This is a genomic window from Leclercia sp. S52, from assembly GCF_039727615.1.
In the GTDB taxonomy this organism is placed as follows: domain Bacteria; phylum Pseudomonadota; class Gammaproteobacteria; order Enterobacterales; family Enterobacteriaceae; genus Enterobacter; species Enterobacter adecarboxylatus_B.
The window spans coordinates 4,582,705-4,609,461 of sequence record NZ_CP152474.1 but is presented as its reverse complement, the minus strand read 5'-3'; the positions used below and the strand labels follow the sequence as shown (position 1 = coordinate 4,609,461).

Here is a 26,757-nt window from a genome sequence, read left to right as displayed (position 1 = left end):
CCGGGCAACAGCGCGCACATTACTTCTTCGCCTGCGCCTTAAACTTATTCATCCACACCAGCAGCTCAAATACGCCAAAAATAAACACCCGCAGCTGCTGCCAGCCGGTCATTTTCGGGCCATCTTTCGGCATACCGTTTTTCAGCATCACCATCTGCAGGGCATGCATAAATGAGGTGAAGATCAGCGCCACGTTGACGAAGATATTCATCGGACGCGGGAAGGGGTGGACGAGGTTGAGCAGCAAAAAGGCCCAGACCCCGATCATCAGCAAACGACCCAGATTAATCAGTACCGGCATCAGTCTCTCCTTGTGATTGACGGTGATAAAGACGATAGGCGACCTGTCCAGCCACTTTTTCCCGGTGCAGCTCCCAGTGAGCGGGCACCGGCGGTAAACCGTTCTCTACCTCGCTCTCGACGTAGATTAGCGCATCATCCGCCAGCCAGCCGTTGTTTTCCAGCAGCGTCAGCGTCTCTTCCAGCAGCCCTTTACGGAACGGCGGATCGACAAACACCACATCGTGCGGCGTACCTGTCTGCGCAAGAAAGGCGAGGGAGTTAGTATTGACCACTTTAGCGTGTGTCGCTTTCAGCGAGGCCAGGTTTTGCTGAAGCTGTTGGGAAACGCTGCGATCCATCTCCAGCAGCGTGGCGCTGGCGGCGTAGCGCGACAGGGCTTCGAGACCCAGCGCGCCGCTTCCGGCGAAGCAGTCCAGGCAGCGGGCATCTACCATTGAAGGTGCCAGCCAGTTAAACAGCGTCTCGCGAACGCGGTCGGTGGTCGGGCGCAGGCCGGGGCTATCCGGTACCGGCAGTTTACGGCCTCGCCACTGGCCGCCGATAATGCGTATCTGGCCCGCGGCGGCACGGTTGGGTTTCTTCATATCTTTGCTCGGGTACACCGACGGCCTGCGCTTGCAGGCGGTGATGTGCGTTAAGTTAAGTGATAAACTATTTCATCATTTTTTTAGCTTCCATGTATATAGCGCCAGTAATTAACCGCGAGGGGTGTAGTCGCAGATGGCAAAAGAGAAAAAACGTGGCTTCTTTTCCTGGCTGGGCTTTGGTCAAAAAGAGCAGGAAACCGAGCAGCAGAACGAAGAACAACAGATCGCCGAACAGCCTGCCGTTGTTGAACAGCCGCAGCCTGAAACCCCTGTTGAGACCGTCGCTGACGTAGAAGCAGAAGCGCGCACCCACAGCCAGCAAGAGACTGAAGCCTTCGCTGAAGAGGTGGTTGAGGTCACTGAGCAGGTTCAGGAGAGCGAAAAACCGCAGCCGGTTGAGCCAGAGCCTGTACCGGTAGCCGTTGAGCCGGAACCGGTGGTCGTGGAAGAGATTGTCGAGCCGGTCGCCGAGGTGGAACCACCGCAGGCGGTTGAGCATGAAGAGTTACCGCTGCCGGAAGAGATCCTCGACGAAATTGAGGAAGCGATCCCGGAAGAGTACCTACCAGAGACCGACGTTGAAGAACCTATCAGCGATGAAGAGCTCGAAGCGCAGGCGCTGGCGGCCTCGGCGGCGGAAGAGGCGGTTATCGTCGTCCCGGTCGCCGAAGAGGAAGAGCCGGTTGAAGAGATTGCCCAGGAGCAGGAAAAACCGACCAAAGAAGGTTTCTTCGCGCGCCTGAAACGCAGCCTGATCAAAACCAAAGAGAACCTCGGTTCCGGATTTATCAGTCTGTTCCGCGGTAAGAAAATCGACGATGATCTCTTTGAAGAGCTGGAAGAACAGCTCCTGATTGCCGACGTTGGCGTGGAGACCACCCGCAAAATCATCATTAGTCTGACGGAGAGCGCCAGCCGTAAACAGCTGCGTGACGCCGAGGCGCTGTACGGCCTGCTGAAAGAAGAGATGGGTGAAATCCTCGCAAAAGTTGACGAACCGCTTAATATTGAAGGCAAAATGCCCTTTGTTATTCTGATGGTCGGCGTTAACGGCGTGGGTAAAACCACCACCATCGGCAAGCTGGCGCGTCAGTTCGAACAGCAGGGCAAATCGGTGATGCTGGCTGCGGGCGATACCTTCCGTGCCGCTGCCGTTGAGCAGCTGCAGGTATGGGGCCAGCGCAACAACATCCCGGTGATTGCCCAGCATACCGGGGCGGATTCCGCCTCCGTGATCTTTGACGCCATTCAGGCGGCCAAAGCGCGTAACGTGGATGTGCTGATTGCCGATACCGCAGGACGTCTGCAGAACAAATCGCACCTGATGGAAGAATTGAAGAAGATCGTCCGTGTGATGAAAAAGCTGGACGAAGATGCACCGCATGAAATTATGCTGACTATTGATGCCAGCACCGGGCAGAACGCCATCAGTCAGGCGAAGCTGTTCCATGAAGCGGTAGGGCTGACCGGGATCACGTTGACCAAGCTGGATGGCACCGCGAAAGGCGGGGTAATCTTCTCGGTAGCCGATCAGTTCGGGATCCCTATCCGTTACATCGGTGTTGGCGAACGTATCGAAGATTTACGTCCGTTTAAATCGGGCGACTTTATTGAGGCACTTTTTGCCCGAGAGGATTAACAATGATTCGCTTTGAACACGTCAGCAAGGCCTATCTCGGTGGGAGACAAGCGCTGCAGGGGATTAACTTCCACCTGCAGCCGGGCGAGATGGCATTTCTGACCGGCCACTCCGGCGCAGGGAAAAGTACCCTGCTCAAGCTTATCTGTGGGATCGAACGGCCCAGCGCCGGGAAAATCTGGTTTAGCGGCCACGACATCAGCCGCCTGAAAAACCGTGAAGTGCCGTTTCTGCGTCGGCAGATCGGCATGATTTTCCAGGATCACCATCTGCTGATGGACCGCACGGTATTCGACAACGTGGCGATCCCGCTGATTATCGCGGGTGCCAGCGGGGATGATATTCGTCGTCGCGTGTCGGCGGCGCTGGATAAGGTCGGGCTGCTGGACAAAGCGAAGAACTTTCCGATCCAGCTCTCCGGCGGTGAACAGCAGCGCGTCGGCATTGCCCGCGCGGTGGTGAATAAACCGGCGGTGCTGCTGGCGGATGAACCTACCGGTAACCTGGACGACGCCCTTTCCGAAGGGATCCTGCGTCTGTTTGAGGAGTTTAACCGCGTTGGGGTGACAGTACTGATGGCGACGCACGACATGGGGCTTATCTCCCGTCGGTCGTACCGCATGCTGACGCTGAGCGACGGTCATTTGCACGGAGGCCTCGGTGAATAAGCGTGATGCAATAAACCAGATGCGGCAGTTTGGCAGCAAGCTCGACCGTTTTCGTAAATCGGCGGGCGGCCCGGGCGACGGCAACCGCAATGCGCCGAAGCGCAGCAAAGCCGCGCCAAAACCCAACTCGCGCAAAACCAACGTGTTTAACGAGCAGGTGCGGTACGCCTTCCAGGGCGCGCTGCAGGATCTGAAAAGCAAACCGCTGGCCACCTTCCTGACGGTGATGGTAATTGCCATCTCCCTGACCCTGCCCAGCGTCTGCTATATGGTCTACAAAAACGTTAACCAGGCAGCGTCGCAGTACTATCCCTCCCCGCAGATCACCGTCTATCTCGACAAAGCGCTCGACGATAACGCGGCTGCGCAGGTGGTGGGGCAGCTGCAGGCGGAGCAGGGCGTTGAGAAGGTCAACTACCTGTCGCGGGATGAGGCGTTAGGCGAGTTCCGTAACTGGTCCGGCTTTGGCGGCGCGCTGGATATGCTGGAGGAGAACCCCCCTGCCCGCGGTGGCGGTGGTGATCCCGAAACTGGATTTCCAGGGCACCGAGTCGCTGAACACCCTGCGCGATCGCGTCTCCCGCATTAACGGCATTGATGAAGTGCGGATGGACGACAGCTGGTTTGCCCGTCTGACGGCGCTGACCGGTCTGGTCGGGCGCGTGGCGGCCATGATCGGCGTACTAATGGTGGCGGCGGTGTTCCTCGTTATCGGCAACAGCGTACGTCTGAGCATCTTCGCCCGTCGCGATACCATTAACGTGCAGAAGCTGATCGGCGCCACCGACGGTTTTATCCTGCGCCCGTTCCTGTATGGCGGCGCACTGCTCGGTTTTTCCGGCGCATTTCTTTCACTGATTTTGTCAGAAATTTTGGTGATGCGTCTCTCCGCTGCGGTCACCGATGTGGCGCAGGTTTTTGGAACCAAGTTTAATATCAGTGGCTTAGCCTTCGATGAGTGCCTGTTACTGCTGCTGGTTTGCTCGATGATCGGCTGGATCGCAGCATGGTTAGCGACTGTGCAACATTTACGTCACTTTACCCCTGACTAAAAAATCTCTGGTATAATCTTTCCCTGCATTGAGAATCACCGTGCAGGGAAAGAGTCCCCTGTTGTCTCTTACCCCGCATAATCATCCCCATGTCACATTTTGTGCGTAATTTATTCACAGTTTCACTCGGAACTTGTGGATAAAATCACTGTCTGATAAAAGAGTGAATGATATTCTCGTTGCTCATTAATTCTGGCATGTTCGTTGCCTGACGGGGACAAACCGCCGCCAGAAAGAATCGATTGAGAGGAATGAATGACCAAAGAAATGCAAACTTTAGCTTTAGCCCCTGTTGGTAACCTGGAATCTTATATCCGGGCTGCGAACACCTGGCCGATGTTGACGGCCGAGGAAGAAAAGGAGCTTGCTGAAAAGCTGCATTACCAGGGCGATCTGGAAGCAGCTAAGACGCTGATCCTGTCTCACCTGCGCTTTGTTGTTCACGTTGCTCGTAACTACGCGGGCTACGGCCTGCCGCAGGCTGACCTGATCCAGGAAGGTAACATCGGCCTGATGAAGGCGGTGCGTCGCTTCAACCCGGAAGTGGGTGTGCGTCTGGTCTCCTTCGCCGTGCACTGGATCAAAGCGGAAATCCACGAATACGTGCTGCGTAACTGGCGTATCGTGAAGGTCGCAACGACCAAAGCACAGCGTAAGCTGTTCTTTAACCTGCGTAAAACCAAGCAGCGTCTGGGCTGGTTTAACCAGGACGAAGTGGAAATGGTTGCCCGCGAGCTGGGTGTTTCCAGCAAAGACGTGCGCGAGATGGAATCCCGTATGGCCGCGCAGGACATGACCTTTGATATGTCCTCTGACGACGACGCGTCCGATAGCCAGCCGATGGCCCCGGTCCTGTATCTGCAGGATAAATCGTCCAACTTTGCCGACGGCATCGAAGACGACAACTGGGAAGAGCAGGCCGCCAACAAGCTGACCTTCGCAATGGAAGGCCTCGATGAGCGTAGCCAGGATATTATCCGTGCCCGCTGGCTGGACGAAGACAACAAGTCCACCCTGCAGGAGCTGGCCGACCGCTACGGCGTCTCCGCTGAACGTGTGCGTCAGCTGGAAAAGAACGCCATGAAAAAACTTCGCGCCGCTATCGAAGCGTAATTTCCGCGAAGTCCCCGATAACCCTCGAATGCAGATTCGGGGGGTTTTGTTTTTTTAACGCCTGCCCAGGCCGAATTCCCTTCTCCCCGCAAACACTTATCGCACTGTTGAGCGCTGACTCGTTAAAGCCTCCCTTACCTTATATACATTTCAAAATAGCTATTCCAAATAGATAAAAATGGGGTATGTTTTAGCAGAGTGTGCTGAAAAGGCGCGTACGGCAGACGCATAATCGAAATAAAGCGCCATAAAACAACATCACAACAAACACAATAACCACCACAATGGGGATTCTCAGGATGAATATGAAGGGTAAAGCCTTACTGGCAGGATGTATCGCGTTGGCATTCAGCACCATGGCTCAGGCTGATATCAAAGTGGCCGTGGTTGGCGCAATGTCCGGTCCGGTAGCGCAGTACGGCGATCAGGAGTTCACCGGCGCAGAGCAGGCGGTTGCCGACATTAATGCCAAGGGCGGTATCAAAGGCGAAAAGCTGCAGATCGTAAAATATGATGATGCCTGTGACCCGAAACAAGCGGTTGCGGTAGCGAACAAAGTGGTGAATGACGGCATCAAATACGTTATCGGCCACCTGTGCTCCTCCTCCACCCAGCCTGCGTCTGATATCTACGAAGACGAAGGCATTCTGATGATCACCCCTGCCGCCACCGCGCCGGAACTGACCGCTCGTGGCTACAAGATGGTGATGCGTACCACCGGTCTGGACTCTGACCAGGGGCCAACGGCCGCGAAATATATCGTCGATAAAGTGAAGCCGAAGCGTATCGCTATTGTCCATGACAAGCAGCAGTACGGTGAAGGCCTGGCGCGTTCCGTGCAGGACAACCTGAAAAAATCTAACGCCAACGTGGTGTTCTTCGATGGTATCACCGCCGGTGAGAAAGACTTCTCTACCCTGGTGGCGCGTCTGAAGAAAGAGAACATCGATTTCGTCTACTACGGTGGTTACCACCCGGAGATGGGCCAGATCCTGCGCCAGTCCCGTGCTGCCGGCCTGAAAACCCAGTTCATGGGTCCGGAAGGGGTAGCGAACGTGTCGCTGTCTAACATCGCCGGTGAATCGGCCGAAGGCCTGCTGGTGACCAAGCCGAAGAACTATGACCAGGTTCCGGCGAACAAACCGATCGTGGATGCCATCAAGGCCAAGAAACAGGATCCAAGCGGCGCGTTCGTGTGGACCACCTACGCCGCGCTGCAAACCCTGCAGGCTGGCCTGAATCAGTCTGCTGAACCGGCTGACATCGCCACCTGGCTGAAAGCGAACTCCGTTGAGACCGTGATGGGGCCGCTGTCATGGGATGAGAAGGGCGATCTGAAGGGCTTCGAGTTCGGCGTGTTTGACTGGCATGCTAACGGTACCGCGACCGACGCCAAATAAAAGCAAAAAGGCAACGTAAGTTGCCTTTTTTTATGTTTGCACCCTCTCCCCGTGGGAGAGGGCCGGGGTGAGGGCATCAGGCCGCACCCGTGGTTTTTTACCGCTTCTCCCACCCGTTACTTTGCGCCGTAAACCCCAGCGCCTGCATAAAGGCCGCCATCACGCCCCGGTCTTCCACGCCGATATCCGCCATCCACCACGAGGCCACGCTCGGGTTATCGCGCATCACTTCCTCAATCAAATATTGCCCTACGCCTCGACGGCGGGTGACTTCACGCACGCGCAGGGAGTCCAGCGCCCCTTGCGTACCGCTCAGGGTGACCCGCACCGCGCCTAACAGCCGCTCGTTAAAGCGCGCAGCATAAATACGGTGTGTTTCATCAACGCTGAGCGAGGAGGGAGAATATTCCGGCCAGATCTTGTTGAGGTCGATATGATCCTGGTCGCTAAAGTTCTCCAGACGGTGGATGGTCAGTTTCATTAGCCGCTTGTCCAAATCAAAAAGAGTGCTGGCAGTGTCTCAATTTATTCTGCCAGACGCTTCCACTTTTTAAATCCATTCTCCAGGTGATTACTTTTTTTAGCGTTACGTTGCGTAGTCTTAAAACGCAGGGATCGAAAAATAAGCAGAATTTTAACCTGAAAGGCAGCGTTTTATTCGGCGCTTTGTACCGTTATTTTATGCTGCAACTCGCGCTTTTATTTGTTTATCTCTGCCTGATTTCAGAATATTATCTTTGCTTAATCGCCTGAAATATAGAGATTTTAGTCTGGTTTTTGCTAAAAAACTGCGCTAAACCATTAAAGGCAATAGCAAAAGTTGCGTTGTTTAATAAAAGTACAGAATGCTTTTTAACCATAATAAAACAAAATATATACATCACGTCACGAATGGGGATTCCTGGATGAGAATGAACGCGAAAACATTAGTCGCGGGGATGGTTGCACTGGCGATCTCACATACCGCTGCGGCGGAAGATATTAAAGTTGCCATTGTTGGTGCCCTGTCCGGCCCTGTCGCTCAGTGGGGCGATATGGAGTTCAACGGCGCGCGCCAGGCAATTAAAGACATCAACGCCAAAGGCGGTATTAAGGGCGACAAACTGGTCGGCGTGGAATATGACGACGCCTGCGACCCGAAACAAGCCGTCGCCGTCGCCAACAAAATTGTGAACGATGGCATTCAGTATGTAATTGGCCATCTCTGCTCGTCCTCCACCCAACCGGCGTCCGATATCTACGAAGACGAAGGCATCCTGATGATCACGCCAGGGGCGACCAACCCGGAACTGACCCAGCGTGGCTATCAGAACATCATGCGTACCGCCGGTCTTGACTCCTCGCAGGGGCCCACCGCGGCGAAGTACATCATCGAAAACGTCAAGCCGCAGCGTATTGCCATCATTCACGATAAGCAGCAGTACGGCGAAGGGCTGGCCCGCTCGGTACAGGACGGCCTGAAAAAAGGCGGCGCAAACGTGGTCTTCTTCGACGGCATCACCGCGGGCGAGAAAGACTTCTCGGCGCTGCTGGCGCGTCTGCAGAAAGAGAACATCGACTTCGTTTACTACGGTGGCTACTACCCGGAAATGGGCCAGATGCTGCGCCAGGCCCGTGCTGTCGGCCTGAAAACCCAGTTTATGGGCCCGGAAGGGGTGGGTAACGCCTCGCTGTCGAACATCGCGGGCGACGCGGGTGAAGGCATGCTGGTGACGATGCCAAAACGCTATGACCAGGATCCGGCCAACGCTGCTATCGTCGATGCCCTGAAAGCGGAGAAGAAAGACGCGAGTGGTCCGTACGTGTGGATCACCTATGCCGCCGTACAGTCTCTGGCGACCGCCATGGATCGTACCGGCAGTAAAGAGCCGCAGGATCTGATTAAAGATTTAAAAGCACACGGGGCAAACACCGTGATTGGGCCGCTGAACTGGGATGAGAAAGGCGATCTGAAGGGATTTGAGTTTGGTGTCTTTAAGTGGCACGCCGACGGTTCATCCTCGGTCGCCAAATAATCATTATCCCACCGCCCGGCACGACCGGGCGGGACTAGAAAGGTTATCTTATGTCCGAGCAGTTTCTCTATTTTTTGCAGCAGATGTTTAACGGCGTAACGCTGGGAAGCACCTATGCACTGATCGCCATCGGCTACACGATGGTGTACGGCATTATCGGCATGATCAACTTCGCCCACGGCGAGGTGTATATGATCGGCAGTTATGTCTCCTTTATGATTATCGCCGCGCTGATGATGATGGGGATCGACAGCAGCTGGCTGCTGGTGGCCGCCGGGTTTGTCGGGGCGATTGTCATTGCCAGCGCCTACGGCTGGAGCATCGAGCGGGTGGCCTATCGCCCGGTGCGTAGCTCCAAGCGCCTGATCGCGCTGATCTCCGCCATCGGGATGTCCATCTTCCTGCAAAACTACGTCAGCCTGACCGAAGGGTCGCGCGACGTGGCGCTGCCAAGCCTGTTCAACGGCCAGTGGATTGTGGGCGCCAGCGAGAATTTCTCGGCGTCGATTACCACCATGCAGCTGGTGATCTGGATTGTCACTTTCCTCGCCATGCTGGCGCTGACCCTTTTCATCCGTTACTCCCGCATGGGCCGCGCCTGCCGCGCCTGTGCTGAAGACCTGAAAATGGCGAGCCTGCTCGGCATCAACACCGACCGCGTGATTGCTCTGACCTTCGTGATTGGTGCAGCGATGGCTGCCGTCGCAGGTGTCCTGCTCGGCCAGTTCTACGGCGTCATCAACCCGTACATCGGCTTTATGGCCGGGATGAAAGCCTTTACCGCGGCGGTGCTGGGCGGGATCGGCAGTATTCCGGGTGCAATGATCGGCGGCCTGATCCTCGGCGTGGCCGAAGCGCTCTCCTCTGCCTACCTGAGTACCGAATATAAAGATGTGGTGTCGTTTGCCCTGCTGATTCTGGTTCTGCTGGTTATGCCTACCGGTATTCTGGGTCGTCCGGAGGTAGAGAAAGTATGAAACCGATGCATTTTGCAATGGCGCTGCTCTCTGCAGTCATGTTCTTCGTGCTGGCGGGCGTCTTCATGGGCGTTCAGCTGGAGCTGAGCGGCACGAAGCTGGTGGTGGATTCCGCGTCGGATATCCGCTGGCAGTGGGTCTTTGTCGGTACGGCGGTGGTCTTCTTCTTCCAGCTGCTGCGTCCTGTTTTCCAGAAGACACTGAAGAGCGTCTCCGGGCCGAAGTTTGTGCTGCCAGCCATCGATGGCTCGACCGTTAAACAGAAGCTGTTCCTGGTGGCGCTGCTGGTGGCTGCCGTGGCCTGGCCGTTCATGGTCTCCCGCGGCACGGTAGATATCGCCACCCTGACCATGATTTACGTGATCCTCGGCCTCGGGCTGAACGTGGTGGTGGGCCTGTCCGGCCTGCTGGTGCTGGGCTACGGCGGCTTCTACGCCATCGGCGCTTACACCTTCGCCCTGCTGAACCACTATTACGGTCTCGGCTTCTGGACCTGTCTGCCGCTGGCGGGGCTGGTCTCTGCGGCTGCCGGGTTCCTGCTTGGCTTCCCGGTGCTGCGTCTGCGCGGTGACTACCTGGCAATTGTGACCTTAGGCTTCGGCGAAATCGTCCGTATCCTGCTGCTTAACAATACCGAAGTGACCGGCGGCCCGAACGGCATCAGCCAGATCCCGAAACCGACCTTCTTCGGCCTGGAGTTCAGCCGCTCCGCCCGTGAAGGCGGCTGGGATACCTTCAGCAACTTCTTCGGCGTGAAGTACGATCCGTCCGACCGCGTGATCTGGCTCTATCTGGTGGCGCTGCTGCTGGTGGTTATCACCCTGTTCGTGATTAACCGCCTGCTGCGTATGCCGCTGGGGCGTGCGTGGGAAGCGCTGCGTGAAGATGAGATTGCCTGTCGCTCCCTGGGCCTGAACCCGACCCGCATCAAGCTGACCGCCTTTACCATCAGCGCCGCGTTCGCCGGTTTCGCCGGGACGCTGTTTGCCGCGCGCCAGGGCTTCGTCAGCCCGGAATCCTTCACCTTTGCGGAATCCGCTTTCGTGCTGGCGATAGTGGTGCTCGGCGGGATGGGCTCGCAGTTCGCGGTCATTCTCGCGGCGATCCTGCTGGTGGTCTCCCGTGAGCTGATGCGTGACTTTAACGAATACAGCATGCTGATGCTGGGTGGTTTGATGGTACTGATGATGATCTGGCGTCCGCAGGGCTTGCTGCCGATGACCCGTCCACAGTTGAAGCTGAAAAACGGGCAAGCGAAAGGAGAGCAGGCATGAGTCAGCCATTATTATCCGTTAACGGCCTGATGATGCGTTTTGGCGGCCTGCTGGCGGTCAACAACGTCTCGCTGGATCTGCATCAGAAAGAGATTGTTTCGCTGATCGGCCCGAACGGCGCCGGTAAAACCACGGTGTTCAACTGCCTGACCGGTTTCTACAAGCCGACGGGCGGCACCATCATGCTGCGCGACCAGCACCTGGAAGGGCTGCCGGGCCAGCAGATTGCCCGTATGGGCGTGGTGCGTACCTTCCAGCACGTGCGTCTGTTCCGCGAAATGACGGTGATCGAAAACCTGCTGGTGGCACAGCATCAGCAGCTGAAAACCGGGCTCTTCGCCGGCCTGCTGAAAACCCCGGCGTTTCGCCGGGCGCAGGACGAAGCATTAGATCGCGCCGCTACCTGGCTCGACCGTATCGGCCTGCTGCAGCATGCGAACCGTCAGGCCAGCAACCTGGCCTACGGCGACCAGCGTCGTCTGGAGATTATCCGCTGCATGGTGACCCAGCCGGAGATCCTGATGCTCGACGAACCGGCGGCAGGGCTGAACCCGAAAGAGACCAAAGAGCTGGACGAGCTGATTGTCGAGCTGCGTAACCATCACGACACCACCATCCTGCTGATTGAGCATGATATGAAGCTGGTGATGGGCATTTCCGATCGCATCTACGTGGTAAACCAGGGCACGCCGCTGGCGAACGGTACGCCGGAAGAGATCCGCAACAACCCGGACGTGATCCGCGCATACCTTGGTGAGGCATAAGATGGAAAAAACGATGTTAACGTTCGACAAGGTCAATGCGCATTACGGCAAGATCCAGGCCCTGCACGACGTCAGCCTGCACATCAATCAGGGTGAAATTGTCACCCTGATCGGGGCCAACGGCGCGGGCAAAACCACGCTGCTCGGCACCCTGTGCGGCGACCCGCGCGCCACCAGCGGGCGTATCGTCTTTGATGGTAAAGACATTACCGACTGGCAGACGGCGAAAATCATGCGTGAAGCGGTGGCGATTGTCCCGGAAGGGCGTCGCGTCTTCTCGCGCATGACGGTAGAAGAGAACCTGGCGATGGGCGGCTTCTTTGCCGAGCGCGAGCAGTTCCAGACCCGCATCAAGCGCGTCTATGATCTGTTCCCGCGCCTGTTTGAGCGTCGTATTCAGCGTGCGGGCACCATGTCCGGCGGGGAACAGCAGATGCTGGCGATCGGCCGCGCGCTGATGAGCCAGCCGCGTCTGCTGCTGCTCGACGAACCGTCGCTCGGGCTGGCGCCGATCATTATCCAGCAGATCTTCGACACCATCGAGCAGTTGCGCAGCGAAGGAATGACCATCTTCCTCGTGGAGCAGAACGCCAACCAGGCGCTGAAGCTCGCGGATCGCGGCTACGTGCTGGAGAACGGCCGCGTGGTGCTGGAAGACACCGGCGACGCGCTGCTGGCCAACGAAGCGGTGCGGAGTGCGTATTTAGGCGGTTGAGCCGTCTGTATTGCCCGGTGGCAAGGTAAAAGCAAAAAGGCAACGCAAGTTGCCTTTTTTAATGTTTGTACCCTCTCCCTGTGGGAGAGGGCCAGGGTGAGGGCAACAGGCCGCACGTACGTAGGCCGGGTAAGGCGAAGCCGCCACCCGGCTTTTTTTTGCCGCACACCCCTTCATATTTCCATCATCCCCCTGACGCGTTGTTGTCATATCACTGTAAACAAACGGTTATTTTTCTGTAATTCGAGCATGTCATGTTACCTCGCGAGCACAAAACGCGTGATATCGCGCATCCGGCACAATAAGAGAGATGACAATGACATCGTTACGACACACAGCTTTGGGTCTGGCAATGGGTCTGGTTTTTGCGGGCAACGCAATGGCCGTCACCACTATTCCGTTCTGGCATTCCATGGAAGGGGAGTTGGGTAAAGAAGTTGACTCCCTGGCGCAACGTTTCAACGACACCCACCCGGATTACAAAATTGTGCCGGTGTACAAAGGCAACTACGAGCAGAGCCTGAGCGCCGGTATCGCCGCGTTCCGTACCGGCAATGCGCCGGCGCTGCTGCAGGTTTATGAAGTGGGCACGGCCACCATGATGGCCTCCAAAGCCATCAAGCCGGTCTATGAAGTGTTCAAGGACGCGGGCATCAACTTCGACGAATCCCAGTTCGTGCCGACCGTCTCCGGTTACTACACCGATTCCAAATCCGGCCATCTGCTCTCTCAGCCGTTTAACAGCTCCACCCCGGTGCTGTACTACAACAAAGACGCTTTCAAGAAAGCTGGCTTAGATCCTGAGCAGCCGCCAAAAACCTGGCAGGATCTTGCCGCGTACACCGCCAAACTGAAAGCGGCGGGCATGAAGTGCGGCTACGCCAGCGGCTGGCAGGGCTGGATCCAGATCGAGAACTTCAGCGCCTGGCACGGTCAGCCGGTGGCTACCGAGAACAACGGTTTCAACGGCACCAATGCGGTACTGGAATTCAACAAGCCGGAGCAGGTGAAGCATATTGCTCTGCTGCAGGAGCTGAACAAGAAGGGCGATTTCAGCTACTTCGGGCGTAAAGACGAATCCACCGAGAAGTTCTACAGCGGCGACTGCGCCATCACCACCGCCTCGTCCGGCTCGCTGGCGGATATCCGTCACTACGCCAAATTTAACTACGGCGTGGGCATGATGCCGTACGATGCCGACTCGAAAGGCGCGCCGCAGAACGCCATCATCGGCGGGGCCAGCCTGTGGGTCATGCAGGGCAAGGACAAGGACACCTACAAGGGCGTAGCGGAGTTCCTCGACTTCCTGGCAAAACCGGAAAACGCCGCCGAGTGGCACCAGAAGACCGGCTACCTGCCGATCACCAAAGCCGCGTATGACCTGACCCGCGAACAGGGCTTCTACGACAAGAACCCAGGTGCGGACATCGCCACGCGTCAGATGCTGAACAAGCCACCGTTGCCGTACACCAAAGGCCTGCGTCTGGGCAACATGCCGCAGATCCGTACCATCGTGGATGAAGAGCTGGAGAGCGTGTGGACCGGTAAGAAATCCCCACAACAGGCGCTGGATGCCGCAGTAGAGCGTGGTAATCAGCTGCTGCGCCGCTTCGAGCAGTCGACCAAATCGTAATGTGAAATGCCGGGTGGCGGCTTCGCCTTACCCGGCCTACGCGAACCTGTAGGCCGGATAAGCGTAGCGCCATCCGGCGCTGTTCAGGAACTCAATTCCCATGTCATCTTCCCGTCCGGTGTTCCGTTCCCGTTGGCTGCCGTACCTGCTGGTCGCGCCGCAACTGGTCATCACCGTCATCTTCTTTATCTGGCCTGCGGGCGAAGCGCTGTGGTACTCGGTACAAAGCGTTGATCCGTTCGGGCTCTCCAGCCAGTTTGTCGGCCTGGATAACTTTGCCGCCCTGTGGCGCGACAGTTACTACATCGACGCCTTCTGGACGACGATTAAATTCAGCACGCTGGTCACCGTCAGCGGCCTGCTCGCCTCGCTGTTTTTCGCCGCGCTGGTGGATTACGTGGTGCGCGGCAGCCGTCTGTATCAGACCCTGATGCTGCTGCCCTACGCCGTGGCCCCGGCGGTTGCCGCCGTGCTGTGGATCTTCCTCTTTAACCCCGGCCGCGGGCTGATCACCCATTTCCTGGGTGAGTTTGGCTACGACTGGAACCACGCCCAGAACAGCGGCCAGGCAATGTTCCTGGTGGTCTTTGCCTCGGTGTGGAAGCAGATCAGCTACAACTTCCTGTTCTTCTTTGCTGCCCTGCAGTCCATACCGCGCTCGCTGGTGGAAGCCGCGGCAATTGACGGCGCAGGCCCAATCCGCCGCTTCTTTAAGCTGGCGCTGCCGCTGATCGCGCCGGTGAGTTTCTTCCTGCTGGTGGTCAACCTGGTCTACGCCTTCTTCGACACCTTCCCGGTGATCGACGCCGCCACCGCAGGCGGCCCGGTGCAGGCCACCACCACGCTGATCTACAAGATCTACCGCGAAGGTTTCGCCGGTCTGGATCTCTCGGCCTCTGCCGCCCAGTCGGTGGTGCTGATGTTCCTCGTCATCATCCTCACGGTGGTGCAGTTCCGCTATGTCGAAAGTAAGGTGCGCTACCAATGATTGAGAACCGTCGCGGGCTGACGATTTTCAGCCACACCATGCTGATCCTGGGGATCGTGGTGATCCTGTTCCCGCTGTACGTGGCCTTTGTCGCCGCAACCCTGGATCGCAACGCCATCTTTGAAACCCCGATGACGCTTGTCCCGGGCGGTCATCTTTTCGAGAACATGGCGACCATCTGGACCCAGGGCGTCGGCGTTAACAGCGCCCCGTTCTGGCTGATGATGCTCAACAGCTTCATCATGGCGTTCGGCATCACGGTGGGCAAAATCACGGTGTCGATGCTGTCGGCGTTTGCCATCGTCTGGTTCCGCTTTCCGCTGCGCAACCTGTTCTTCTGGATGATCTTCATCACCCTGATGCTGCCGGTGGAGGTGCGTATCTTCCCGACGGTGGAGGTGATCGCCAACCTCGGGATGCTCGACAGCTATGCGGGTTTAACCCTGCCGCTGATGGCCTCGGCCACCGCCACTTTCCTGTTCCGCCAGTTCTTTATGACCCTGCCGGACGAGCTGATTGAGGCCGCGCGTATCGACGGCGCCTCACCGATGCGCTTCTTCCGCGACATCGTGCTGCCGCTGTCGAAAACCAACCTCGCGGCGCTGTTTGTCATCACCTTTATCTACGGCTGGAACCAGTACCTGTGGCCGCTGCTGATTATTCAGGATGTCAATCTCGGCACCGCCGTGGCGGGCATCAAAGGGATGATCTCAACCGGCGAAGGCACCACCCTCTGGAACCAGGTGATGGCGGCGATGCTGCTAACTCTTATCCCACCCGTAGTCATTGTTTTAGCCATGCAGCGTGCGTTTGTCCGCGGCCTGGTCGATAGCGAGAAATAAAATGGCAGGTTTAAAACTTCAGGCAGTTACCAAAAGCTGGGATGGCAAAACCCAGGTCATTCAGCCGCTCACGCTCGACGTGGCGGACGGGGAATTTATCGTGATGGTCGGCCCGTCCGGCTGCGGCAAATCGACCCTGCTGCGGATGGTCGCCGGGCTGGAGCGCGTCACCTCGGGCGATATCTGGATTGACCGCCAGCGCGTTACCGAAATGGAGCCGAAAGATCGCGGCATTGCGATGGTGTTCCAGAACTACGCCCTCTACCCACACATGAGCGTGGAGGAGAACATGGCCTGGGGGCTGAAAATCCGCGGGATGGGTAAAAGCCATATCGACGAACGCGTCAAAGAGGCGGCGCGCATTCTGGAGCTGGACGGCCTGTTAAAACGCCGTCCGCGCGAACTCTCCGGTGGTCAGCGTCAGCGTGTGGCGATGGGCCGCGCCATTGTGCGCGATCCGGCGGTGTTCCTGTTCGATGAACCGCTCTCTAACCTCGACGCCAAGCTGCGCGTGCAGATGCGTCTTGAGTTACAGCAGCTGCACCGTCGACTGAAAACTACCTCTCTGTACGTCACCCACGATCAGGTGGAAGCCATGACCCTCGCCCAGCGGGTGATGGTGATGAACAAAGGCATTGCCGAGCAGATTGGCACCCCGGTGGAAGTCTATGAAAAGCCCGCCAGCCGATTTGTGGCGAGCTTTATCGGCAGCCCGGCGATGAACCTGCTGGAAGGGCGCATCAGCGCCGCGGGCACCCATTTCGAACTGGAGAGCGGCATGGCGCTGCCGATTAACTGGTTCTATCGCGGCTATGCCGGACGCAAAATGACGCTGGGTATCCGCCCGGAACATATTGCGCTAAGCTCCCAGTCGGAAGGCGGGGTGCCGCTGGTAATGGACACCCTCGAGATGCTGGGTGCCGATAACCTGGCGCATGGACGCTGGGGCGAGCAGAAGCTGGTGGTGCGCATGTCGCATCAGGAGCGCCCGAAAGCGGGCAGCACGCTGTGGCTGCATCTGCCGGAAAATCATCTGCACTTATTTGATGGCGAAACAGGACAACGCGTATGAGTTACTGGCCTTATCCCCGCATCGTCGCCCACCGGGGCGGCGGTAAACTGGCACCCGAGAACACCCTGGCGGCGATTGACGTCGGTGCGCGCTACGGCCACACCATGATCGAATTCGACGCTAAGCTGTCGAAAGATGGGGAGATCTTCCTGCTGCACGATGACAACCTCGAGCGCACCAGCAACGGCTGGGGCGTGGCGGGCGAGCTGCCGTGGCGCGATCTGCTGAAGGTCGATGCCGGAAGCTGGTTCAGCGGCGAGTTCAAAGGCGAGCCGCTGCCGCTGCTGGCCGAGGTGGCCGACCGCTGTCGGAAGCTAAGGATGATGGCCAATATCGAAATCAAACCGACCACCGGTACCGGGCCGCTCACCGGCAAGGTGATTGCGCTGGCCGCGCGTGAGCTGTGGGAAGGGATGATCGCTCCGCTGCTGTCGTCGTTTGAGATCGACGCGCTGGAAGCGGCGCAGGCGGCGGCACCCGAGCTGCCGCGCGGTTTACTGCTGGATGAGTGGCGTGAAGACTGGCGCGAGCTGACCAGCCGGCTGGGCTGCGTGTCGATTCACCTCAACCATCGCCTGCTGGATGAGGCGCGGGTGAAAGCAATTAAGGCCGCCGGTTTGCATATCCTGGTCTATACCGTTAACCAGCCCCAGCGGGCAGCAGAGCTGCTGCGCTGGGGCGTGGATAGCATCTGTACCGATGCGATTGCCCTGATCGGTCCGGACTTTCAGCCCTAAGGGTTATTCAGCATAGAGCCGTTCTGCTGCTGCGGCAGCATATGTTGCTGCTGTACGCCGCCCGACGACTCTACGCCGCTCAGCATCCCGCCGCTGGTGTTAGGCAGAACCTGCACCCCCGGCTGGCTCTGCTGAACCCGCAGAGTATTATTGTTCATCTGCGTTTGCAGATGCTGCTGCTGAACGCGGGTCTGCGTCTGCAGCTGCTGATTGAGCATCCCTGTCTGCTGCTGCTGCTGGATCATCATCTGATTTTGCATCCGCTGCTGGCTGGGGTTTTCATAGCCCGGCTGGTTGGGGTTGTTCAGGGTGTTGATGGGCTGCGCGAGCACGGCAAACGGCAGTAACGCCGCAACAAGAATCAGTCGTTTCATTGTTACTCCCTCCTTCTGAGGCCTCCTTTAAGTTTACCTCGGATCCTGCACTACGATGATTTTTTAAGAGTTATGAACCAGGCTTAAGCGGGAGCATGAGTCCCTGTACCTGGAGAATAACAATGATGAAACCAACGTTTTTACGCTGGGTAGCGATTGCTGCCCTGTCGGCAGGCGGTACGTTTTGCGTGGCAGCGAATCCGCCTGCCGCGCCCCCGGTCTCCTACGGCGTGGAAGAAGATGTGTTCCATCCCGTGCGGGCGCAGAAGGGGATGGTCTCTTCGGTGGATGCCCTCGCCACCCAGGTCGGGGTGGATATCCTCAAGCAGGGTGGTAATGCGGTGGATGCGGCGGTGGCGGTCGGCTATGCGCTGGCGGTAACGCACCCGCAGGCGGGTAACCTCGGCGGCGGCGGTTTTATGATGCTGCGTACTAAAGATGGCGTGACCACGGCGATCGACTTCCGTGAAATGGCACCCTCCCAGGCCACGCGCGACATGTTCCTCGACGACCAGGGCAACGCCGACAGTAAAAAAATCCCTCACCTCCCATCTGGCGACCGGCACGCCGGGTACGGTAGCGGGCTTCTCGCTGGCGCTGGATAAGTACGGCACCCTGCCGCTGAACAAAGTGGTGCAACCGGCCATCAAGCTGGCGCGCGACGGCTTTGAGGTCAACGACGCCCTGGCCGACGATCTAAAAACCTACGGCAGCGAAGTGCTCCCCAACCATGAGAACAGCAAAGCGATCTTCTGGAAGGAGGGCGAACCGCTGAAGAAGGGCGACAAGCTGGTGCAGACCAACCTCGCCAAAAGTCTGGAGATGATTGCCGAAAACGGCCCGGATGCCTTCTATAAAGGGACGATTGCCGATCAGATTGCCGAAGAGATGAGTAAGAACGGTGGGTTGATCACCAAAGCCGATCTCGCGGAGTACAAAGCGGTGGAACGCACGCCGATTAGCGGGGACTATCGCGGGTATCAGGTCTACTCCATGCCGCCACCGTCTTCCGGCGGGATCCACATCGTGCAGATCCTCAACATCCTCGAAAACTTCGATATGCATAAATTTGGTTTCGGCAGTGCCGATACGATGCAGGTGATGGCCGAGGCGGAAAAATATGCCTACGCCGACCGCTCGGAGTATCTGGGTGACCCGGACTTCGTCAAGGTGCCGTGGCAGGCGCTGACCAATAAAGCCTATGCCAAAACCCTGGCCGATCAGATCGATATCAACAAAGCCAAACCCTCTAGCGAGATCCGCCCGGGCAAGCTGGAACCCTATGAAAGCAACCAGACCACCCACTTCTCGGTGGTGGATAAAGATGGTAACGCGGTGGCGGTGACCTACACGCTGAATACCGTATTTGGCACCGGGATCGTGGCGGGCAACAGCGGCATTCTGCTCAACAATGAGATGGATGATTTCTCCGCCAAGCCGGGCGTGCCGAACGTTTACGGGCTGGTGGGCGGGGACGCCAACGCCGTGGGGCCGAAGAAGCGTCCGCTGTCGTCGATGTCACCGACCATCGTGGTGAAAGACGGCAAAACCTGGCTGGTGACCGGCAGCCCTGGCGGCAGCCGCATTATCACCACCGTGCTGCAAATGGTGGTCAACAGCATCGATTATGGGATGAACGTGGCAGAGGCCACCAACGCGCCGCGCTTCCATCACCAGTGGCTGCCGGATGAGCTGCGGGTGGAGAAGGGCTTTAGCCCGGATACGCTGAAGCTGCTGGAGCAGCGCGGGCAAAAGGTGGCGGTGAAAGAGGCGATGGGCAGCACCCAGAGCATTATGGTCGGGCCGGATGGCGCGCTGTATGGCGCATCGGATCCACGCACGCCGGGGGGATTTGACGGCGGGATATTGAGTTTGTCCCCTCACCCTAACCCTCTCCCCATAGGGGATATACTACACCCTCTCCCCTATGGGGAGAGGGCCGGGGTGAGGGGGGAGATTACTTCACCCGCGCCATAAAGTGCGCATCCACAAACTCGCCGTTACGCAGGGCGAACTTCTTCCCGGTGCCTTCCACCACAAAGCCGTATTTACGATACAGGGCAATGGCGGAGGCATTGTCGACAAACACCGTCAGCTCGATGCGTTCGATGCGCAACCAGTTGTCGCACAGGTTGATCATCTCACGCATTAACGCGCTGCCCGCACCCCGGCCCTGCACCTCGGCTGAAACACCGATCCCGAAGGTCGCCACATGGCTGCGGCGTGGATTTTCCATCACGTCCAGCACCAGATGGCCGATAACCTGTCCGTCCAGGCAGGCCACCAGCTGGCGTCTGCCGGGTTTCTGCGCGACACGTTCCTTCCACATGTCCATCGCAGGGTGAGGAAGTTGTAGAGTATCGTGATACACCCCTGGATGGGCGTTAATCAGGCGTAAAGCTTCGGCATCGGCGGCTTCAACGTGGCGTATCACTATCTCACTCATTCCTTCTTCCTCAGTTAGTTAGGTTCCCTTTCAACATCCATGAGATTGAAATGTGAGTCAACAAGCATTTTTTGCAAAAAATGAGTGGACAAGTGCGAATGAGAATGATTATTATTGTCCTGCATTCAGGAAGACCTCTACGGAAACCTGAAAGCACGACATTGCTCACATTGCTTCCAGTATTATTTTAGCCAGCTTATCGCTGGCTTTTTTTTGCCCTAAAGCTTTTGCAGCGGCACGAGATCGAGCGGGTCGGGGGTGCTCTCTTTCATCAGGCCCACCACGTTGGTCTTTTCCGCGACAGCCGGTAGCACCTCCGCCTGGCCGGAAAACAGGCCGCCTTTTTTAACCGCCAGAGTGCGGTAGGCAAGGGTTCCCGTGACCTGACCGTTCTCGCAGATCTCAATGACATCGCTGCTGCACTGGCCCATCACTTTGCCATCAACGATCAGCTCCCGGCAGGTGATATTCCCCTCCACCTGACCCCCACGCATGATCTTTATCAGGCTCTCTTTAGAGTCGATATTGCCGATAAGCGTCCCGTGAACGTAGACGTGACCGCCGGAAACGACGTTGCCTTCAAAGCGGACATCGCTGGCAATAACTGTGGTGCCGTGTTTCTCCGTGGCGGTAGGCTCTTTTTCAATGACGGGCACCGGAGGAAGGATGATTTCTGGCTTGCCAGTCTCGGGGGGTTTTACTCTTTTTAAACATGATCTTGACCTGATTAAGTAGAAGGGAGATGCCAAAGCTCAGCAAGGATACTGCAGCGAACAGCCACGCCAGGAAGCGGGCATCTAAGCACCAGGCGACCAGCGCGAGCAGCCAGAAGAGAAGGGCGCTATTTAACGCGAGATATTTTCTGTCCATAGAAAATGAGCGCGACTCCTTTCGCGAGCATGGGGTTTTGGCCGTCCCCTTATCCTGGTAATTCCGGTCAGGATCAAGGTTCCGACCGCCATTTTAGGATTCGTTATAGAAATATATTTCACCGCCAGGTTGCGCTATGGTTGAAAGCAGAGACCTAAGCCAGGAAAACCACTATGACACTACACTGCGCATTTATTGGATTTGGCAAAAGCACCACCCGCTATCACCTTCCGTACGTTCTCACCCGTAAAGCCAGCTGGCATGTGGCGCATATCTTCCGCCGCCACCCGAAACCGGAAGAGCAGTCCCCCCCAGTACTCCCATATTCATTTCACCAGCGATCTTGACGAGGTGCTGAACGACCCTGAGGTCAGGCTGGTGATCGTCTGTACCCACGCCGACAGCCATTTTGAGTACGCGAAACGCGCTCTGGAAGCCGGTAAAAACGTGCTGGTGGAAAAACCCTTCACCCCGACGATGGCCGAAGCAAAAGAGCTGTTCGAACTTGCCCGCAGCAAAGGGCTGACCGTAAGCCCGTATCAGAACCGTCGCTTTGACACCTGCTTCCTGACCGCGAAACAGGCGATTGAGAGCGGCAAGCTGGGCGAGATCGTCGAGTTCGAAAGCCACTTCGATTACTACCGTCCGGTGGCGGAGACGAAACCCGGCCTGCCGCAGGATGGCTCCTTCTATGGCCTCGGCGTGCACACCATGGATCAGGTTATCAGCCTGTTCGGCCGTCCGGACCATGTGGCCTACGACATCCGCAGCCTGCGCAATAAAGCCAACCCGGACGATACCTTCGAAGCCCAGCTGTTCTACGGCGACCTGAAAGCGATCGTCAAAACCAGCCACCTGGTGAAGATCGACTACCCGAAATTCATCGTCCATGGCACCAAAGGCTCGTTTATCAAGTACGGCATCGACCAGCAGGAGACCAGCCTGAAGGCCAACATCATGCCGGGTGAACCGGGGTTTGCGGCGGATGAGTCCGTGGGCGTGCTGGAGTACGTTAACGACGCGGGCGTGACGGTGAAAGAGGAGATCAAACCGGGCACCGGCGACTACGGTCAGGTCTACGATGCGCTCTATGATACGCTCACAAAAGGTACCCCTAATTACGTCAAGGAAATTGAATTGATGACCAACCTGGAAATCCTTGAACGGGCCTTTGAGCAGGCTTCACCTGCCACGGTAACCCTTGCCAAATAGGCCTGAACGACTCCTCTGTACTTATTCAGATATTTTGAACAGAGGAGTCAATTTTCACCCTCTATGATCCCAGGTCGATTGCGTCCACACTTACTCCATCGAAACGAACTGAGGGTAAAAACAATGATCTTCTTACGCAAAGCAAACGACCGCGGTCACGCAAATCATGGTTGGCTGGACTCATGGCACAGCTTCTCGTTTGCCGATTATTATGACCCGAACTTTATGGGTTTCTCGGCACTGCGCGTCATTAACGACGACGTGATTGATGCCGGGCAGGGCTTTGGTACCCATCCGCATAAAGACATGGAAATTCTGACCTACGTTCTGGAAGGCGCGGTTGAGCACCAGGACAGTATGGGTAACAAAGAGCAGGTGCCGGCGGGCGAGTTCCAGATTATGAGTGCGGGTACCGGGGTGCGTCACTCCGAATACAACCCAAGCAAAACTGAAAAACTGCACCTGTATCAAATCTGGATCATTCCGGAAGCGAAAGGCATCACCCCGCGCTACGAGCAACGCCGCTTTGACGCCGAGCAGGGGAAACAGCTGGTTCTGTCTCCGGATGCCCGTGACGGCTCGCTGAAAGTGCATCAGGACATGGAGCTGTATCGCTGGGCGCTGGCGAAAGACGAGCAGTCTGTGCACCAGATCGCCGCGAACCGCAAAGTGTGGATCCAGGTGGTGAAAGGCGAGGTGACCATCAACGGCACCAAAGCGACCACCAGCGATGGTCTGGCTATCTGGGACGAGCAGGCGATCTCCGTGCATGCCGACAGCGCCGCTGAGATTCTGCTGTTCGACCTGCCGCCGGTCTAAATCCTGAATAAAATGTCCAGCCTTCCCTTATCACAGGGGAAGGTTGGTCTTTGTCCGTGATAAACTGAGGGAATCTATCACTACCGGTTTCTCTCAGGACGATGAAAAAGAAAAGACCCGTACTTCAGGATGTAGCCGATCGCGTCGGTGTGACTAAAATGACGGTCAGCCGTTTCTTACGTAACCCGGAACAGGTGTCCGTGGCGTTACGTGGCAAGATTGCCGCTGCTCTCGATGAACTGGGTTATATCCCCAACCGCGCCCCCGATATTCTCTCCAATGCGACCAGCCGCGCGGTCGGCGTCCTGCTTCCCTCCTTAACCAACCAGGTCTTCGCGGAAGTGCTCCGCGGCATCGAAAGCGTCACCGACGCCTTTGGCTATCAGACCATGCTCGCTCACTACGGCTACAAACCGGAACTGGAAGAGGAGCGTCTGGAGTCGATGCTCTCCTGGAACATTGATGGCCTGATCCTTACTGAACGCACCCACACCCCACGCACGCTCAAAATGATTGAAGTGGCGGGCATTCCGGTGGTCGAGCTGATGGACAGTCAGTCGCCCTGCCTCGATATCGCCGTCGGGTTCGATAACTTCGAAGCCGCCCGTCAGATGACGGCAGCGATCATCGCCCGCGGTCATCGTCATGTCGCCTATCTTGGCGCACGTCTGGATGAACGTACTATCATCAAACAGAAGGGATACGAGCAGGCGATGCTCGACGCCAACTTAACGCCCTACAGCGTGATGGTCGAGCAGTCCTCCTCCTACACCTCCGGCATTGAGCTGATGCGCCAGGCCCGTCGCGAGTACCCGCAGCTTGATGGCATCTTCTGTACCAACGATGACCTCGCGGTAGGCGCCGCCTTTGAATGCCAGCGTCTGGGGCTTTCTATCCCGGGTGACATGGCGATTGCCGGTTTCCACGGTCACGACATCGGTCAGGTCATGGAGCCGCGTCTGGCGAGCGTCCTGACCCCGCGTGAGCGCATGGGCCGTATCGGTGCGGAACGCCTGCTGGCGCGCATTCGTGGCGAAACGGTGACGCCTAAAATGTTAGATTTAGGTTTCACGCTGTCACCAGGTGGATCTATTTAGCGTGACAAGTTTGAACTAGCTCACACTTATTCACTTCGCACACGTTTGGATATTGCTTCTCATCAGCCCCGGCAGGACAATGTTACCGATAACTGTTACCCGTAACAATTGACTGAGGGACATACTTTGAGCACCACAAATCCAGATCACCACGTTTATGTCCTGATGGGCGTTTCCGGTAGCGGTAAATCTGCCGTTGCCAGCGAAGTGGCGCATCAAATTCATGCCGCGTTTCTTGATGGTGACTTTCTCCATCCGCGCAGCAACATCACCAAAATGGCCTCTGGCGAGCCGCTGAACGACGACGATCGTAAGCCGTGGCTGCAGGCGCTGAACGATGCCGCTTTTGCCATGCAGCGCACCAACAAAGTGTCGCTGATCGTCTGCTCCGCGCTGAAAAAGACCTACCGCGACCAGCTGCGCGAAGGTAACGCTAATCTCTCCTTTATCTACCTGAAGGGCGATTTCGACGTGATCGAAACCCGTCTGAAAGCGCGTAAAGGGCACTTCTTTAAAACCCAGATGCTGGTTACGCAGTTTGAAACTCTGCAGGAACCGGGTGCGGACGAAAGCGATGTACTGGTCGTGGATATCGATCAGCCGCTGGACGGTGTTGTTGCCAGCACCATTGAGGTCATTAACAAAAGGCAGTAAGTTTTGAGTACGTTAACGCTTGTTTTAACAGCAGTCGGCTCCGTGCTGTTGCTGCTGTTTTTGGTGATGAAGGCCCGTATGCACGCCTTCGTCGCTTTGATGGTGGTATCCATTGGTGCAGGTCTCTTTTCCGGAATGCCGCTCGACAAAATCGCCGCGACCATGGAAAAGGGGATGGGGGGGCACGTTAGGCTTCCTGGCGATTGTGGTCGCGCTTGGCGCGATGTTTGGCAAAATCCTGCATGAAACCGGCGCGGTCGATCAGATCGCCGTCAAAATGCTGAAATCGTTCGGCCACAGCCGGGCGCACTACGCAATTGGTCTGGCCGGTCTGATCTGCGCGCTGCCGCTGTTCTTTGAGGTGGCCGTCGTGCTGCTGATTAGCGTGGCCTTCTCCATGGCGCGTCATACCGGCACCAACCTGGTGAAGCTGGTTATTCCTCTGTTTGCCGGTGTGGCAGCGGCGGCGGCATTTCTGCTGCCGGGGCCTGCGCCGATGCTGCTGGCCTCGCAGATGCACGCTGACTTCGGCTGGATGATCCTGATTGGTCTCTGCGCCGCGATCCCGGGAATGATTATCGCCGGTCCGCTGTGGGGCAACTTCATCAGCCGTTACGTTGAACTGCACATTCCGGACGACGTTACCGAGCCGCACCTGGGCGAGGGCAAAATGCCGTCGTTCGGCTTCAGCCTGTCGCTGATCCTGCTGCCGCTGGTGCTGGTAGGGCTGAAAACCATCGCCGCGCGCTTTGTGCCGGTAGGCTCGAGTGCTTATGAGTGGTTTGAGTTTATCGGCCATCCGTTCACCGCGATCCTGGTCGCCTGTCTGGTTGCCATCTATGGCCTGGCGATGCGTCAGGGCATGGCGAAAGACCGGGTGATGGAGATCTGCGGTGCGGCGCTGCAGCCGGCAGGGATTATTCTGCTGGTGATCGGTGCAGGCGGGGTGTTCAAGCAGGTGCTGGTAGATTCCGGCGTCGGCCCGGCACTGGGCAGCGCCCTGACCGGGATGGGCCTGCCGATTGCGGTGACCTGCTTCGTGCTGGCTGCGGCGGTGCGTATCATTCAGGGCTCTGCGACCGTGGCCTGCTTAACCGCCGTCGGACTGGTGATGCCGGTGATTGAACAGCTGAACTACTCCGGTGCGCAGATGGCAGCCCTGTCTATCTGTATCGCGGGTGGCTCGATTGTGGTGTCGCACGTTAACGATGCGGGCTTCTGGCTGTTCGGTAAATTCACCGGGGCGACAGAAGCGCAAACCCTGAAGACCTGGACGATGATGGAAACCATCCTCGGCACCACCGGGGCGATTGTCGGGATGATTGCGTTTACGCTGCTGAGCTAGTGTTTCTTGTCTCCCTCTCCCTGTGGGAGAGGGTTGGGGTGAGGGCATCAGGCCGCAGAGCGGGTATGTTTGTCGGGTGGCGGCTTCGCCTTACCCGACCTACAAAACTACAAAACTTCGAACCGTAGGCCGGGTAAGCGTAAGCGCCACCCGGCTTTTTT

The 26,757-nt window shown here is 57.3% G+C and carries 22 protein-coding genes and 5 pseudogenes; 21 read left to right on the top strand and 6 right to left on the bottom strand.

Annotated elements, in window-relative coordinates; genetic code table 11:
- Positions 1-19 precede the first annotated feature (19 nt).
- Both AAHB66_RS22155 and rsmD read right to left on the bottom strand, forming a co-directional pair.
- Positions 20-301: a DUF1145 family protein gene (locus AAHB66_RS22155; protein ID WP_032614948.1), complete on the bottom strand. Its 282-nt coding sequence runs from the start codon at positions 299-301 to the stop codon at positions 20-22.
- Complete coding sequence (gene rsmD, locus AAHB66_RS22150; RefSeq protein WP_347114594.1) at positions 285-887, bottom strand: 16S rRNA (guanine(966)-N(2))-methyltransferase; 603 nt, start codon at positions 885-887, stop codon at positions 285-287. Before rsmD ends, AAHB66_RS22155 begins: the two co-directional genes overlap by 17 nt.
- A gap of 136 nt (positions 888-1,023) precedes the next feature.
- Between rsmD and ftsY the strand changes: the two genes are divergently transcribed.
- The 5 genes and pseudogenes from ftsY (at position 1,024) to AAHB66_RS22125 (ending at position 6,762) form a co-directional block, all read left to right on the top strand.
- A complete protein-coding gene (gene ftsY / locus AAHB66_RS22145) occupies positions 1,024-2,529 on the top strand; it encodes a signal recognition particle-docking protein FtsY (RefSeq protein ID WP_347114593.1) in 1,506 nt (501 codons plus the stop codon).
- A gap of 2 nt (positions 2,530-2,531) precedes the next feature.
- On the top strand, positions 2,532-3,197 hold the full coding sequence (gene ftsE, locus AAHB66_RS22140) for a cell division ATP-binding protein FtsE (RefSeq protein WP_106995258.1): 666 nt from the start codon (positions 2,532-2,534) through the stop codon (positions 3,195-3,197).
- A pseudogene (gene ftsX / locus AAHB66_RS22135) lies at positions 3,190-4,249 on the top strand (permease-like cell division protein FtsX). The gene ftsE and the pseudogene ftsX overlap by 8 nt, the downstream one beginning before the upstream one ends.
- A 255-nt stretch (positions 4,250-4,504) precedes the next feature.
- Positions 4,505-5,362 (top strand): RNA polymerase sigma factor RpoH, encoded by an 858-nt coding sequence (gene rpoH, locus AAHB66_RS22130; protein WP_106995256.1) that lies wholly within the window; start codon positions 4,505-4,507, stop codon positions 5,360-5,362.
- 299 nt (positions 5,363-5,661) lie between these two features.
- Positions 5,662-6,762 (top strand): branched-chain amino acid ABC transporter substrate-binding protein, encoded by a 1,101-nt coding sequence (locus AAHB66_RS22125; protein ID WP_347114591.1) that lies wholly within the window; start codon positions 5,662-5,664, stop codon positions 6,760-6,762.
- Between the two features lie 97 nt (positions 6,763-6,859).
- On the opposite strand, the gene panM is transcribed toward AAHB66_RS22125, so the two are convergent.
- Positions 6,860-7,243, bottom strand: coding sequence for an aspartate 1-decarboxylase autocleavage activator PanM (gene panM, locus AAHB66_RS22120; protein ID WP_347114590.1), 384 nt, complete (start codon positions 7,241-7,243; stop codon positions 6,860-6,862).
- 424 nt (positions 7,244-7,667) lie between these two features.
- Here panM and livK point away from each other — a divergent pair, with 424 nt between their 5' ends.
- The 10 genes from livK to ugpQ all read left to right on the top strand — a co-directional run bounded on the left by livK (position 7,668) and on the right by ugpQ (position 17,779).
- Positions 7,668-8,777: a high-affinity branched-chain amino acid ABC transporter substrate-binding protein LivK gene (gene livK / locus AAHB66_RS22115; RefSeq protein WP_347114588.1), complete on the top strand. Its 1,110-nt coding sequence runs from the start codon at positions 7,668-7,670 to the stop codon at positions 8,775-8,777.
- A 50-nt stretch (positions 8,778-8,827) separates the two neighbouring features.
- Positions 8,828-9,754, top strand: coding sequence for a high-affinity branched-chain amino acid ABC transporter permease LivH (gene livH, locus AAHB66_RS22110; protein ID WP_039032510.1), 927 nt, complete (start codon positions 8,828-8,830; stop codon positions 9,752-9,754).
- The gene (gene livM / locus AAHB66_RS22105) at positions 9,751-11,028 is read left to right on the top strand and encodes a branched chain amino acid ABC transporter permease LivM (RefSeq protein WP_347114587.1); all 1,278 of its coding nucleotides are present in this window, start codon (positions 9,751-9,753) and stop codon (positions 11,026-11,028) included. Before livH ends, livM begins: the two co-directional genes overlap by 4 nt.
- Positions 11,025-11,792, top strand: coding sequence for a high-affinity branched-chain amino acid ABC transporter ATP-binding protein LivG (livG, locus tag AAHB66_RS22100; protein ID WP_333853110.1), 768 nt, complete (start codon positions 11,025-11,027; stop codon positions 11,790-11,792). The genes livM and livG overlap by 4 nt, the downstream gene beginning before the upstream one ends.
- 1 nt (position 11,793) lies before the next feature.
- Positions 11,794-12,507, top strand: a complete 714-nt coding sequence (gene livF, locus AAHB66_RS22095; protein WP_347114584.1) for a high-affinity branched-chain amino acid ABC transporter ATP-binding protein LivF — start codon at positions 11,794-11,796, stop codon at positions 12,505-12,507.
- Positions 12,508-12,823: 316 nt separating this feature from the next.
- Positions 12,824-14,140 carry a sn-glycerol-3-phosphate ABC transporter substrate-binding protein UgpB gene (gene ugpB / locus AAHB66_RS22090; RefSeq protein ID WP_347114582.1) on the top strand — a complete coding sequence of 439 codons (1,317 nt, stop codon included), beginning with the start codon at positions 12,824-12,826 and terminating at the stop codon, positions 14,138-14,140.
- Positions 14,141-14,240: 100 nt separating this feature from the next.
- Positions 14,241-15,128, top strand: a complete 888-nt coding sequence (gene ugpA / locus AAHB66_RS22085; RefSeq protein ID WP_347114581.1) for a sn-glycerol-3-phosphate ABC transporter permease UgpA — start codon at positions 14,241-14,243, stop codon at positions 15,126-15,128.
- Positions 15,125-15,970 (top strand): sn-glycerol-3-phosphate ABC transporter permease UgpE, encoded by an 846-nt coding sequence (gene ugpE, locus AAHB66_RS22080; RefSeq protein ID WP_347114579.1) that lies wholly within the window; start codon positions 15,125-15,127, stop codon positions 15,968-15,970. The genes ugpA and ugpE overlap by 4 nt, the downstream gene beginning before the upstream one ends.
- A gap of 1 nt (position 15,971) precedes the next feature.
- Positions 15,972-17,042, top strand: coding sequence for a sn-glycerol-3-phosphate import ATP-binding protein UgpC (locus AAHB66_RS22075; RefSeq protein WP_347114577.1), 1,071 nt, complete (start codon positions 15,972-15,974; stop codon positions 17,040-17,042).
- Complete coding sequence (gene ugpQ, locus AAHB66_RS22070) at positions 17,039-17,779, top strand: glycerophosphodiester phosphodiesterase (protein WP_347114576.1); 741 nt, start codon at positions 17,039-17,041, stop codon at positions 17,777-17,779. Before AAHB66_RS22075 ends, ugpQ begins: the two co-directional genes overlap by 4 nt.
- Here ugpQ and AAHB66_RS22065 read toward each other — a convergent pair.
- Positions 17,776-18,153 carry a DUF2756 family protein gene (locus AAHB66_RS22065; protein WP_347114575.1) on the bottom strand — a complete coding sequence of 126 codons (378 nt, stop codon included), beginning with the start codon at positions 18,151-18,153 and terminating at the stop codon, positions 17,776-17,778. The two genes, ugpQ and AAHB66_RS22065, sit on opposite strands and share 4 nt — an antisense overlap.
- A 122-nt stretch (positions 18,154-18,275) precedes the next feature.
- Here AAHB66_RS22065 and ggt point away from each other — a divergent pair.
- Positions 18,276-19,995: pseudogene (gene ggt, locus AAHB66_RS22060) on the top strand (gamma-glutamyltransferase); the annotation flags it as partial.
- 115 nt (positions 19,996-20,110) lie between these two features.
- On the opposite strand, the gene yhhY reads toward ggt, so the two are convergent.
- A complete protein-coding gene (gene yhhY / locus AAHB66_RS22055) occupies positions 20,111-20,599 on the bottom strand; it encodes an N-acetyltransferase (RefSeq protein WP_347114574.1) in 489 nt (162 codons plus the stop codon).
- A 218-nt stretch (positions 20,600-20,817) separates the two neighbouring features.
- A pseudogene (locus AAHB66_RS22050) lies at positions 20,818-21,469 on the bottom strand (polymer-forming cytoskeletal protein).
- A 173-nt stretch (positions 21,470-21,642) separates the two neighbouring features.
- On the opposite strand from AAHB66_RS22050, the pseudogene AAHB66_RS22045 reads away from it, so the two are divergent.
- The 5 genes and pseudogenes from AAHB66_RS22045 (at position 21,643) to gntU (ending at position 26,596) form a co-directional block, all read left to right on the top strand.
- Positions 21,643-22,681: pseudogene (locus tag AAHB66_RS22045) on the top strand (oxidoreductase).
- Positions 22,682-22,804: 123 nt separating this feature from the next.
- Positions 22,805-23,500 carry a pirin family protein gene (locus AAHB66_RS22040; protein WP_347114573.1) on the top strand — a complete coding sequence of 232 codons (696 nt, stop codon included), beginning with the start codon at positions 22,805-22,807 and terminating at the stop codon, positions 23,498-23,500.
- Between the two features lie 101 nt (positions 23,501-23,601).
- Positions 23,602-24,597 carry a gluconate operon transcriptional repressor GntR gene (gene gntR, locus AAHB66_RS22035; protein ID WP_347114572.1) on the top strand — a complete coding sequence of 332 codons (996 nt, stop codon included), beginning with the start codon at positions 23,602-23,604 and terminating at the stop codon, positions 24,595-24,597.
- 126 nt (positions 24,598-24,723) lie between these two features.
- Positions 24,724-25,251 (top strand): gluconokinase, encoded by a 528-nt coding sequence (gntK, locus tag AAHB66_RS22030; protein ID WP_039032525.1) that lies wholly within the window; start codon positions 24,724-24,726, stop codon positions 25,249-25,251.
- A 3-nt stretch (positions 25,252-25,254) separates the two neighbouring features.
- Positions 25,255-26,596 (top strand): annotated as a pseudogene (gene gntU, locus AAHB66_RS22025) (gluconate transporter).
- The last annotated feature ends 161 nt before the right edge of the window (positions 26,597-26,757 follow it).

Excerpts from the sequence above, each read along its gene's own strand:
- AAHB66_RS22125 (WP_347114591.1), top strand. The coding sequence starts at position 5,662 with ATGAATATGAAGGGTAAAGCCTTACTGGCAGGATGTATCGCGTTGGCA.
- ugpA (WP_347114581.1), top strand. The coding sequence starts at position 14,241 with ATGTCATCTTCCCGTCCGGTGTTCCGTTCCCGTTGGCTGCCGTACCTG.
- AAHB66_RS22075 (WP_347114577.1), top strand. The coding sequence starts at position 15,972 with ATGGCAGGTTTAAAACTTCAGGCAGTTACCAAAAGCTGGGATGGCAAA.
- gntR (WP_347114572.1), top strand. The coding sequence starts at position 23,602 with ATGAAAAAGAAAAGACCCGTACTTCAGGATGTAGCCGATCGCGTCGGT.
- ugpQ (WP_347114576.1), top strand. The coding sequence starts at position 17,039 with ATGAGTTACTGGCCTTATCCCCGCATCGTCGCCCACCGGGGCGGCGGT.
- AAHB66_RS22155 (WP_032614948.1), bottom strand. The coding sequence starts at position 301 with ATGCCGGTACTGATTAATCTGGGTCGTTTGCTGATGATCGGGGTCTGG.
- livM (WP_347114587.1), top strand. The coding sequence starts at position 9,751 with ATGAAACCGATGCATTTTGCAATGGCGCTGCTCTCTGCAGTCATGTTC.
- ftsE (WP_106995258.1), top strand. The coding sequence starts at position 2,532 with ATGATTCGCTTTGAACACGTCAGCAAGGCCTATCTCGGTGGGAGACAA.
- yhhY (WP_347114574.1), bottom strand. The coding sequence starts at position 20,599 with ATGAGTGAGATAGTGATACGCCACGTTGAAGCCGCCGATGCCGAAGCT.
- rsmD (WP_347114594.1), bottom strand. The coding sequence starts at position 887 with ATGAAGAAACCCAACCGTGCCGCCGCGGGCCAGATACGCATTATCGGC.
- AAHB66_RS22040 (WP_347114573.1), top strand. The coding sequence starts at position 22,805 with ATGATCTTCTTACGCAAAGCAAACGACCGCGGTCACGCAAATCATGGT.
- ftsY (WP_347114593.1), top strand. The coding sequence starts at position 1,024 with ATGGCAAAAGAGAAAAAACGTGGCTTCTTTTCCTGGCTGGGCTTTGGT.
- AAHB66_RS22065 (WP_347114575.1), bottom strand. The coding sequence starts at position 18,153 with ATGAAACGACTGATTCTTGTTGCGGCGTTACTGCCGTTTGCCGTGCTC.
- livK (WP_347114588.1), top strand. The coding sequence starts at position 7,668 with ATGAGAATGAACGCGAAAACATTAGTCGCGGGGATGGTTGCACTGGCG.
- livF (WP_347114584.1), top strand. The coding sequence starts at position 11,794 with ATGGAAAAAACGATGTTAACGTTCGACAAGGTCAATGCGCATTACGGC.
- panM (WP_347114590.1), bottom strand. The coding sequence starts at position 7,243 with ATGAAACTGACCATCCACCGTCTGGAGAACTTTAGCGACCAGGATCAT.
- ugpB (WP_347114582.1), top strand. The coding sequence starts at position 12,824 with ATGACATCGTTACGACACACAGCTTTGGGTCTGGCAATGGGTCTGGTT.
- rpoH (WP_106995256.1), top strand. The coding sequence starts at position 4,505 with ATGACCAAAGAAATGCAAACTTTAGCTTTAGCCCCTGTTGGTAACCTG.
- livH (WP_039032510.1), top strand. The coding sequence starts at position 8,828 with ATGTCCGAGCAGTTTCTCTATTTTTTGCAGCAGATGTTTAACGGCGTA.
- ugpE (WP_347114579.1), top strand. The coding sequence starts at position 15,125 with ATGATTGAGAACCGTCGCGGGCTGACGATTTTCAGCCACACCATGCTG.
- livG (WP_333853110.1), top strand. The coding sequence starts at position 11,025 with ATGAGTCAGCCATTATTATCCGTTAACGGCCTGATGATGCGTTTTGGC.